This window comes from Bifidobacterium mongoliense DSM 21395 (assembly GCF_000741285.1).
Taxonomy (GTDB): Bacteria; Actinomycetota; Actinomycetes; order Actinomycetales; family Bifidobacteriaceae; genus Bifidobacterium; species Bifidobacterium mongoliense.
On the sequence record NZ_JGZE01000008.1, the window covers coordinates 1 to 10,819 of the forward strand.

The window sequence follows — 10,819 nt, forward strand, 5'->3', positions numbered from 1 at the left end:
CATCTCGTCGGCCTGAAGCGTCCAGCATCCGGGCCCACGGATCTCGGTGACCTTCTGGGTGACCATGCTGGATCCAATTGGGTCTCGAACATGGCTTGGTTGACTTGTATGATTGTATCGGGCATGGTTCTGTCGCCTGCTTTTCTAGAGCGGTTAATGGTCTGGCGACTGAAATCGTACACAGGTGACAAGCCATGCTCCACCACCTCAAAAAGCACCCACCAATTTGCGCAAAAAACCGGACGTTATCTGTCGGCGAAGGTGATCATGCATTATGACGGGCAGAAGAATGGGTATGTGGCCGCGAAGAGTGTGACGAAGAGCATGACCGTCAGCAATGACGGCACGAAGAACTCGCCCGACTTCACACCTTCCGACTTTGGCATGTCGCATTGGCAGGAAGGCACCTACTGGTTTGACGTCCAGGTTGCCAAGCAGGGCAAGATGGCGGCTGCCGTGGATACCACGGATCGTAAGGCTTGTGAATCGTTCCCCGTGGCTGCGGTTCCTCCTGCAAAGCCTTCGAAGAGCATCGAGGACGGCACGTCTGCCGACCAGATGGTGAACCGCACGACGATCACGACCGGTACCGGTCGCGGCGACTACGAGATGACCATTCAGGACAAGATCACACCTAATGGCGTGAGCTATTCCATCGACAAGTACAAGCTGGTGGACACCACGAGTGGTGCCGACGTTTCCGGCGATTTCACGATCACGTGGGACAGAAACGCGAACACGGTTACTGCGGTGCGTGCCGCGTCCAAGGGCGAGATGCCGTTGGACCACACCTATGCGTTCAGCTTCGACGTGACGGTCGCCAAGCCCGACTTCTCCAAGGTGGATGATGTGGCTTCGGTCAAGTGGAATCAGGAGCCGAGCGTGAACACGGATGGCAAGTCGTTCCCGACCTGGCGTCCCAACCCCGACAAGTCCTGGATCAAGGTTGTGGATGGCAAGTGGCAGGCCGTGATCGACCCGTCCAAAAGCAACCAGACCGGTGCCGACACCGAGACGTTCCTGGATGGCGATACGGTCGGCTCGGTGGTCAACGGTACGGTGGCCGCGAACCTGATCCAGGCTCCTACGAAGTTGACTTTGACGGATGATTGGGCGAAGGCCGATTACATCTTCGATGCGGCCGATGCGTCCAAGATCCGCGTGTATGCGGCTGATGCGAGCAGCGAGAAGCAGTCCAGCGTCGCGGACATCGCGAACACGGGCACGGACGTCACCGACCGGTTCATGATTTCGGTGAACGGCACGGTTGCCACGGCGACTGCGAAGGCCGCGTATTTGGCATCGTTGAAGGGCCTGGCGAAGGCCAAGCAGGTGACGTTGCTGATTCCAGGAACCGTGAACTTCGCCAACGGTGGCGGCGCCAAGCAGGTGCGCTCCGACTTCGGCAAGCAGGCGGGCGACGAGCTGACCTTCTGCACGAACCCATCGAACGTGAACGATGGTGCTGGTTTGACGAACGCGGGATCCGAAACCGTGAACACGCAGAGTGAGGATACGAACGAACCTGAGATCTGCGGGTATGTGCCCCCGGTGACGAAGGATGTGCTGGCCGAAGCCTCCCAGGGCGGCGACCAGTCCAGTGTGGACGGCAAGACCGTGTTCCCCGGCCAGAAGGTCGAATACAAGCTTGAGACCACGCCGAAACTGCCCGCGAACCTGGCATACCAGGTCACCAATGTGGGAGTTACTGATAGTTACGACCAGTATCTGAACGTGGACAAGCAGACGTTGGAAGTCACCGATCTGAACACGGGTAACATCATCCCGAAGAGCCAGTACACGAGCACCTGGAACGACGGGGAGCATAATGTGCGTCTCGTGTTCGATGCCGCTTGGGTGAAGGCCAATTGGAAGGCCGGCTCGAACCCTCGTATCATCGTGCGCTTCGAAGGCACCGTCTCCGCTGACGCTCCCGCGAACACGAAGGTGGACAACCAGTGGAAGTTGACCTTGAACAATTCCATCACCCCGTCGAACATCGTGGAGAACACGCCTCCCGACGACCATCCCTCCAAGCAGGACACGCAGAAGGATGCGAAGATCAACATCGATGGCACGACCGCCGTGCTGGGCGACCGGATCTACTATCGCGTCAACCTCGATGCCTCGAAGCTGGACAACACCGCGTATGTGGTGCAGCGCCTGGGCATGGTCGATGACTACGACGAGCAGTACTTGAAGCTCGACACGACGGCGATCCAGGTGCTTGACGCCCAGGGCAGTGACGTGACCGGCAAGTTCAACATCCAGGACAAGGATGGCGTGCTGTACGCCTTCTTCAAGACGGTGGACACGACCATTCCCGCCACGCGCGAGACCGTGAAGGGCGATCCCCAGCCGTCCGACCTGAAGGCGTATTCGACCGCGAAGCCGGATCCGCTCACCTCGCCCGCCATCGACCAGAAGGTGCTTGGCCAGACCTACCAGATCGTGCTGCCCATGACGGTGAAGGCCGTCAAGGACGGGTACACGGTGAAGAACACCGCGATCCAGGTCACCAACAACGAGCAGAAGCTCACCAACACCGTAAGCAACCCGTTGAAGGAGATCAACCCCTCCAAGGATGTCACGGTCAACGTGGGCGGCGCTTCGGCCGACGGTCAGAGCATCTACCTCAACCACCTGTTCCTCTACCAGCTGGACAGCTCCACGCTGCACACGAACCGTGCGTACCAGCAGATCACCGACTGGAAGATCACCGATGACTACGACCAGTCGCATGACCGGTACACCGGCCAGTGGGCGGTGTACGCCACCAAGGATGTGGCCGAATACCAGGACGGCAAGGCCGTGACCTTGGCCAAGAAGGGCGACCGAATCGCCGGCAGTGGCGTGGACTCCACGAAGTTCGGTGGGGACCTGTTCACGGCCGTCGATAAGGATGGTGTGCTCACGGTGACCGCCACGGCTCGTTACCTGGCCATCGCCTCGTCCAACGACACCACGGATCAGGGTTGGCGCGCCTACGTGCAGATGGAACGCATCAAGACCGGGGATGTGAAGAACCAGTTCATCGAGAATCTGAACGGCCAGGATCGCCCGTCGAACGTGGTGGTCACCCACACCCCCGATCAGACACCATCCATCAGCATCGTCAAGTACGACAGGAAGAGTGGCTTGAAGGCCGGTGACCGCAATACGCCAAGCGACGCCCTGAACGTCACAGGTGACACACAGATCGTGTTCCATATCACCAACACCGGCAAGATCAACCTCTCGAAGATTGATTTGAAGGATCAGACCATTACAGGTTCAGGCACGGTCGTGGACTTCAAGTATCCGGCCAACTGGAACACGCTCGTGCTGAAGCCCGGCCAGTCGGTTGACGTCACCGGCACGCTGAAGGGCGTCAAGGCCAACGACCACCACACGGATCGTGCGAAGGTCACCGCCAAGCCGATCATCGACTGCCCGGTCATCGACTCTGACCCGTTCGATGGCAAGACCGCGAAGACCGACCCGGACAAGGTGTGCTATGACACTGCGATCAGCACCAAAGATGATTGGAACGGCTACAACAAGCCCGCTGCCGCGAAGAGTGCTCTGGCGAAAACTGGTGCGGACATTCTCTGGGTGGCTGTAGCGGTTGCCGTGCTCGCCGGTGCAGGTGTTGGCCTGACCTTCTACCGTCGCCGTCTCACTGCCCAACGTGAGGATACTACTGCTCAACAGCAGTAATCATGCTTGCCTCGCTTGCTTCTCTCTTCCAGGCGGGGCATCCCCTACAAGTATTCGCTTATCCAGTCTCTCGAAAGGAGCCATCATCGTGGAGTTCGTCATACTCATGGTGCTGTCACTATGCCGGGCTGCCGCGATAGGAGACAAGCAGCTCGACTATCTGGATGCGGTCTCTCAACACCGCACCGACCCTCATGCGGGGCACTGACGGTTTCGATTCCCGTCGCCCGCTCTCGAAAACATTTCGTCGTGTGCGTGATGGTTGCTGCAGTAGGGCAAGACGTCGTGCTTCATTCCATTGATTCACAAGGCCCCCACAGCTTAGAGCATTGTCGGGGGCTTTCGTGAAGCGAGGCGCGATACACTAATATCATTCGAATGAATCGAATAGATGCTATGCGATAGAGCGGTATACGGTAATCCTGACAGGGGCGGGTTATGACAAGAACAGTGCAGTATCGTGAACTTGCCCATGTCATCAAGCAGAGCATCGATGACGGTCAGTTTCGGCTGACCGGCAAACTCCCCACCGAAGACAACCTCATGAAGTTGTACGGTGTCACTCGGTACTGCGTCAGGAATGCGGTGGCGGTGCTCCAGGAGTCCGGTGACGTGTATCCGGTGCAGGGGAGCGGCATGTTCGTCCGCGAGAACAAGCGTGAAGGGTGCCTGTCCTTGGGGCAGACCCGCGGACTGTCCGCCGAGTTCCCGGGCAAGACGGTTCAGTCAACCGTGCTCTCCTTGGAGCTGGAGCCCGTCGGCGACGCACTGGCGTCACGATTGAAATGCAAGGCGAGCGATATGGCATATAACGTCCAGCGTTTGCGGCTGGTTGACGGGTTGCCTCTGGCGTTGGAGCGTTCGACGTATCTGAAGCGCTTCATTCCGTATCTCAGTGAGGAGATCGCGCAAGGCTCCATATGGGAGTATCTGCGCAACGATCTCGGTCTCAATACCGGTTTTGCCGATAAGGTCTTATATGCCGACCGGCTTTCCTCCGCCGAGGCTGAAGCTCTTGGGCTGAATGCAGGGGACCCCTGTCTCGTCGTGGAAGACGATGTGTACCTGGCCAATGGCGAGATGTTCGACGCTTCACGAGTGGTGTATCACTATGAGCGTGCGAAATTCTTCACTCTCGCTGACTTGAAATAACGCTGACCGACATCTGGTATTGAGCTCTGCCGTCATCAAGGGCTTCCGCCGAGTCGCTTGTCAAACTTATTCGAATGATTTTGACATATACGAATGATGGGATATTCTTGATGAAGTTATTCGCATATTAATAATCTATTCGAATGATTTATGTGGAGAGTAGAGGTGCGGCATCATCGCCGTACCTTGGAAAAATCCAAAGGAGGATTCCAGATGAAGGATTTTGCAGAAAAACTGCTTAATGGATTCATCCGATTTGCAAGTACCAAGGCCGTGACCGCGTTGAAGGACGGCTTCGTGCTGACCATGCCGGCAACTTTGGTCGGTTCATTGTTCATGTTGCTCGCAAATCTGCCATTTGACGGTTATACCGATTTCATGAACAAGTATCTCGGAGAGAACTGGAACGTCGGACTTAACCAGGTCTCAGCCGGGACATTCAATATTTTGGCGCTCATCATTGCCGTGGGCATCGGTTATGCCTATGCGCGAAACGAGAAGCAGGACGGCATTTCAAGCGGTCTGCTCGCGTTGATTTCATTCATTATTCTTTCACCGTCTTCTCTGGCCATCGACAACAGCACGGTTCCTGAACTCGCCAAAGGCAAGAGCGCCGAGGTGGCGAATGTCATCTCGACCTCCTGGACGGGTGGAAACGGTGTTATCACAGCCATCATCGTGGGGTTGATCACCGGTCTGATCTTCACCAAGTGCATGAAGCACAATCTGAGAATCAAACTGCCCGAAGCAGTTCCCGAAGGTGTTTCGAACGCCTTCTCGGCAATGATTCCCGGCTTCATCGTGGTGCTGTGCTCCGCAGTGGTCTATCACCTGTGCAAGGTGTTCGGAGGCGTGTCGTTCACCGAGCTGATCTTCAAGATTCTTCAGATTCCCATGCAGAACCTCACCGACAACTGGGCGGGCGCGATCATCATCACGCTGCTGATCTCAGTGCTCTTCTGGTGCGGAATCCACGGCCCGAACGTGGTCATGGGCATCATGGCACCGCTGCTGACCGCGAATTCTCTGGCGAACCAGTCGCTGATGGACGCGGGCAAAGCCGTGACCGTCGCAAACGGAGGGCATATCCTCACTCCTCAGATCATCGATTGCTTTGTGAAGTTCGGCGGAACCGGAATCACCATCGGCATGCTGATCGCGGCGCTGATGGTGGCCAGATCGAGCCAGATCAAGGAAATCACCAAGCTGTCGATTGTTCCTGGAATTTTCAACATCAACGAACCGGTCATCTTCGGATTGCCGATTGTTTTCAACCCCTTCCTGCTGATTCCCTTCATTCTGGTTCCGCTGATTTCCATGGTCATCACCTATGGAGCGATGGCCATCGGCTTCCTGGCCCCGTTCGGAGCGGTGCAGGTTCCATGGACCACGCCAGTGGTCATCTCCGGCTTCCTGTTGGGCGGGTGGAAGGCCGCGTTGATTCAGATCATCATCCTGGTGATTTCGGTCGCGATTTACTTCCCCTTCATCAAGAAGCAGGATGCAGTGCTGTACGCCCAGGAACAGGCCAATGCGCAGGAAGAATCCGTGGATGCCGAAAAGGGCGGAGAAGCGGCAACAGCAGTGGCAGAGCCTGTAAAGGCCTAGCCCCGAGGATATCCAGACAAATAAGTGAACGCATAAGTCAGGCGAGCCGTCGCCCAATACGGCGCGGCTCGCCAGTACCGCGGCTGTCCATGTCGCCGCAGTCGGATGAAAGGAAACATCATGAAGATCGTATTGTGCTGCAACGCCGGAATGTCGACAAGCATGTTGGTCAAGAAAATGCGGGAGGCCGCGCAGACAGCACATCAGGATGTGAGCATCGATGCTTGCCCCGTCTCTGAAATCGAAGAGAAGGCGGCCGATGCGGATGTGCTGCTGCTGGGACCTCAGGTCCGCTATGAACTCAAGCATGTGCAGGGTGTCTACCCGGATAAGCACGTCGAAGCCATCGCGCCGACCGACTATGGAATGCTCCGAGGGGACAAAGTACTTGCCAGGGCGTTCGAACTGATGAACCAGCAATGATGGAGGCAACGATGACAACAACAGATGAGCAGAGCATCGATTGGGAGACCTGGTGCTTCCAGATGATCACCGCTGCCGGAGAAGCTAAATCCGATTACATGGAAGCCTTGCAGGCCGCCAAGGAACAGGACACGAACAAGGCCGACGAGCTAATGACCAGTGGGGACAAGCATTTCGCCACCTGCCACGATCTGCATACCTCTCTGGTGCAACGTGAGGCCAGCGGGAATCCGGTCCAGGTGTCGCTGCTGCTTACGCATGTGGAAGATCAGATGATGTCTGCGGAAATCATCAAAACGCTCGTTGTCGAGCTCAGGGCATTGTATACGCGACTTGCCCGCTGACCAGAATGATTGGGGTTACATCATGGGATTTCCGAAAGACTTTCTATGGGGTGGCGCGGTTGCCGCTCATCAGCTAGAAGGCGCTTGGGACGTCGACGGCCGTGGACCAAGTATCTGCGATGTGCTGACGGGTGGCAGCAACGATTCGCCACGAGAAATCACGTCGCACGTGATCGAAGGCAAGAACTATCCGAACCACCGCGGAATCGGCTACTACCACACCTTCGAGAACGATAATGCTCTGTTTCGGGAGATGGGCTTCAAATGCTTCCGCACCTCCATATCCTGGTCGCGAATATTCCCTCAAGGCGATGAGTTGGAACCGAACGAAGAAGGTCTGCGTTTCTACGACCGTCTGTTCGCCGATTATCGCGCGAAGGGCATGGAACCCGTGGTGACGCTCTCTCATTTCGAGATGCCGCTTCATCTGGCCAAGGAAGGTGGTTTCGCCAACCGCAAGACGATAGAGTGCTTCGTGCGTTTCGCCGCAACGGTGATGCGCAGATACCACGACAGCGTCAGGTATTGGCTGACCTTCAACGAGGTCAACAATCAGACGAATACCAGCAATCCGATTTTCGCCTACACGAATTCGGGATTGATTCCCGATCCGGAGATGAGTGAACACGAGCGACGCCAGCGGATGTGGCAGTCCGTCCATAACGAGTTCGTCGCCAGCGCCAAGGTCGTGGAGCTCGGGCATGAGATCAACCCTGATTTCGAGATCGGATGCATGCTGGCGATCGTTCCCGTGTACCCGGCAAGCAGCGACCCCGAGGATGTGATGCGCGCCGAAGTGGTGATGCGTGATCGCTTCGTGTTCGGGGATGTCTATGTCAACGGTGAGTATCCGCGATACTTTCTCAAGATGCTTGAGCGTGAGCGCATCCATATCGAGGAGGAGGCCGAAGATCGGGCTATTATCGCCAGAGGCACCGTCGATTTCATATCCATCAGCTATTACATGTCGAGTACGGTCACTGCGGATGAGTCCAAGCCCGATGTTCTGCAATCCGGTTTCCGAGGCAGTGTCCGCAATCCCCATCTGCAGACGACGAGCTGGGGGTGGCAGATTGACCCCATCGGTCTGCGGTACTCTCTGTGCCTGCTGTACGAGCGCTACCGAAAGCCGATTTTCATCGTCGAAAACGGGATTGGGCTATATGAGAAACCCGATGATGAAGGCTATATCGATGATGAGGAGAGAATCGAATACCTTCGCGAACACATCGCCCAGGTGCGCAAGGCCATAGACGAAGACGGCGTTGAAGTAATGGGATACACCGTCTGGGGTTGCATCGATGTGGTCTCCTTCGGCACCGGTGAAATGAAGAAGCGGTATGGACTTATCTATGTCGACGAGGACGACGAAGGCCGCGGCTCCCACAAACGAAGTAGAAAGAAATCGTTCTCATGGTATCGCCGTGTGATCGCGAGCAACGGGGAGGATCTGTCCTCACGGAATCTGCCGGTGCCTGAGCGCTGAGCGGGCGTCTGCAACATCTCGTTCGCATATGTGAGACCTAAACGTCTCGGACATGCAGACACCTGGCATATGCGATGCCGTCGCATCGCTCAGAAGCCGTCATCGGATACCAGGTCATGCCCCGGAGGCGTGAACCATCAACAGGAAGGAAACAACATGTCAATTTCATTCACCACCATTGTCAAGGACCCTGAAGGCATCCATGCGCGTCCGGCGGGCCAGATCGTCAAGGAGGCTCAACGTTTCTCCTCCGACATCACCGTGACCGCAGCTGGGAGCGATGCGGATGCCAAGCGGATTTTTGCAGTCATGGGTCTGGGCGTCAAAACTGGTGATACGTTGACGGTCCGCGTTTCCGGCGATGACGAGGAGCAGGCGGCCAAGGAATTCGAGAGCTTCCTCAGGGAGACCCTATGATGAGGCGGTTGCGTGGCACGGGTGTTTCCTCAGGGATAGCCATCGGCAGAATCCATGTGCTGGCTGCGAAGCACGATGAAGTCCAACGTTACGTCGTCAAGGATGCAGACGCCGAGATCGCGCGCTTCCGGCGTGCTCAGGACCGTGCATTGCAGCAGTTGAAACAGTTGCGGGACAAAGCCGCAAAGGATTTCGGAGAGGGGAAAGCGGAGCTGTTCGATACCCATCAGCTGATGTTGCGGGACCCGGACTACCTGGAGAGCGTAGAAGGATTGATATCCTCGAGCAAGGTCAATGCGGAGTATGCCGTACACAGCACGGCCGAGCAGTTCGCCGCGATGTTCCGTGCCATGGACAGCTCCTACATGCAGGCGCGTGCAGCTGACGTGCGTGATGTGTCATCCCGCGTGATCGACATATTGCAGGCGCCCGCCGAGGCCGACGGGCAGCAAGAAGCCGATGCGCAGCCTCAGGGCGAGCCGTATATCCTAGCCGCGCAGGATTTGGACCCGAGTGAAACCGTTCAACTGGACCGGTCGAAGGTGCTGGCATTCGTCACGGCGGAAGGTTCGGCGAATTCGCATACATCCATCCTGGCCAGATCCATGGGGCTTCCCGCAATCGTCGGCATCGGGGACGAGTTGAACGAGGACTTCGACGGGGTATACGCCATCGTCGACGGTTCACAGGGCGAGCTGCTGCTGGACCCGGATGCCGAAACACTGCATGAGTATCAGAGCAGTCAGCAACGGATTGAGGAGCATCGGCGTCTGCTGCAGGAGCTGAAGGGCAAACCCACCGTAAGCAGTTCCGGTCAGCGGATTCGCTTATACGCGAACATCGCGAATCCCGAAGAGGTGGATAACGTTCTGGCCAATGACGCTGAAGGCATCGGTTTGTTCCGTAGCGAATTCCTGTACCTCGAGAGCGAGGACTTCCCGACGGAGGAATTCCAGTTCAATGCGTACAAGCAGGTCGCGCAGAAGATGGGGGACCGTCTCATAGTCATCAGGACGCTTGATATCGGCGCGGATAAACAGGTGGCCTATTTCGGTCTGGATAAGGAGGACAACCCAGCGTTAGGGTATCGGGCCATACGAATCTGCCTCACGCAACCCGAGATTTTCAAAGTCCAGTTGAGAGCCCTTCTGCGGGCGTCGGCCTTCGGCAATATCGCCATAATGCTGCCGATGATCACCTCCGTCGATGAGGTCAGAAGGAGCAAGGCAATCATTGAGGAAGTCAAGACCGAACTTCGTGCACAGGACATCGAGTTCAATGAAGGCATCCAACTCGGCATCATGGTCGAGACGCCCGCATCGGTGGTGATGGCTCCTGAGTTGGCGAAGGAGGTGGATTTCTTCTCAATCGGCACGAACGACCTCACCCAATACACGCTTGCCTGCGATCGCCAGAATCAGAAACTCCATCAATTCGCGGACCCTCACTCGCCCGCGGTGCTGCGCATGATCGAGATGACCGTGACGGCCGCACATAAGGCTGGAATCTGGTGTGGCATATGCGGTGAGTTGGGCGCTGACCTGACACTGACCGATACCTATCTGCGTATAGGTGTCGATGAGCTGTCGGTGTCGGCACCGATGATACTCCCGCTTCGTGGAGTGATTCGTGGTCGTTGAGTCGCCAGGGCCGTCATCGTGGGTAGGTGGCGGTCCCGTTGAATCGTCAA

The 10,819-nt window shown here is 56.8% G+C and carries 8 protein-coding genes; all 8 read left to right on the forward strand.

Annotated features, from left to right (window positions below):
• Positions 1-267 precede the first annotated feature (267 nt).
• The 8 genes from BMON_RS03420 (at position 268) to ptsP (ending at position 10,769) form a co-directional block, all read left to right on the forward strand.
• On the forward strand, positions 268-3,699 hold the full coding sequence (locus BMON_RS03420) for an adhesin isopeptide-forming adherence domain-containing protein (RefSeq protein ID WP_051917853.1): 3,432 nt from the start codon (positions 268-270) through the stop codon (positions 3,697-3,699).
• A gap of 438 nt (positions 3,700-4,137) precedes the next feature.
• The gene (locus tag BMON_RS03425; RefSeq protein WP_033513617.1) at positions 4,138-4,851 is read left to right on the forward strand and encodes a GntR family transcriptional regulator; all 714 of its coding nucleotides are present in this window, start codon (positions 4,138-4,140) and stop codon (positions 4,849-4,851) included.
• 213 nt (positions 4,852-5,064) lie between these two features.
• Positions 5,065-6,459: a PTS sugar transporter subunit IIC gene (locus BMON_RS03430; protein ID WP_081882844.1), complete on the forward strand. Its 1,395-nt coding sequence runs from the start codon at positions 5,065-5,067 to the stop codon at positions 6,457-6,459.
• A gap of 120 nt (positions 6,460-6,579) precedes the next feature.
• Positions 6,580-6,882, forward strand: coding sequence for a PTS sugar transporter subunit IIB (locus BMON_RS03435; RefSeq protein WP_033513616.1), 303 nt, complete (start codon positions 6,580-6,582; stop codon positions 6,880-6,882).
• Between the two features lie 11 nt (positions 6,883-6,893).
• Positions 6,894-7,226, forward strand: a complete 333-nt coding sequence (locus BMON_RS03440) for a PTS sugar transporter subunit IIA (RefSeq protein WP_033513625.1) — start codon at positions 6,894-6,896, stop codon at positions 7,224-7,226.
• A gap of 22 nt (positions 7,227-7,248) precedes the next feature.
• Positions 7,249-8,712 (forward strand): 6-phospho-beta-glucosidase, encoded by a 1,464-nt coding sequence (locus BMON_RS03445; RefSeq protein ID WP_033513623.1) that lies wholly within the window; start codon positions 7,249-7,251, stop codon positions 8,710-8,712.
• 156 nt (positions 8,713-8,868) lie between these two features.
• Positions 8,869-9,129, forward strand: coding sequence for an HPr family phosphocarrier protein (locus BMON_RS03450; RefSeq protein WP_033513614.1), 261 nt, complete (start codon positions 8,869-8,871; stop codon positions 9,127-9,129).
• Positions 9,126-10,769 (forward strand): phosphoenolpyruvate--protein phosphotransferase, encoded by a 1,644-nt coding sequence (gene ptsP / locus BMON_RS03455; protein ID WP_237745312.1) that lies wholly within the window; start codon positions 9,126-9,128, stop codon positions 10,767-10,769. The genes BMON_RS03450 and ptsP overlap by 4 nt, the downstream gene beginning before the upstream one ends.
• Positions 10,770-10,819 lie beyond the last annotated feature (50 nt).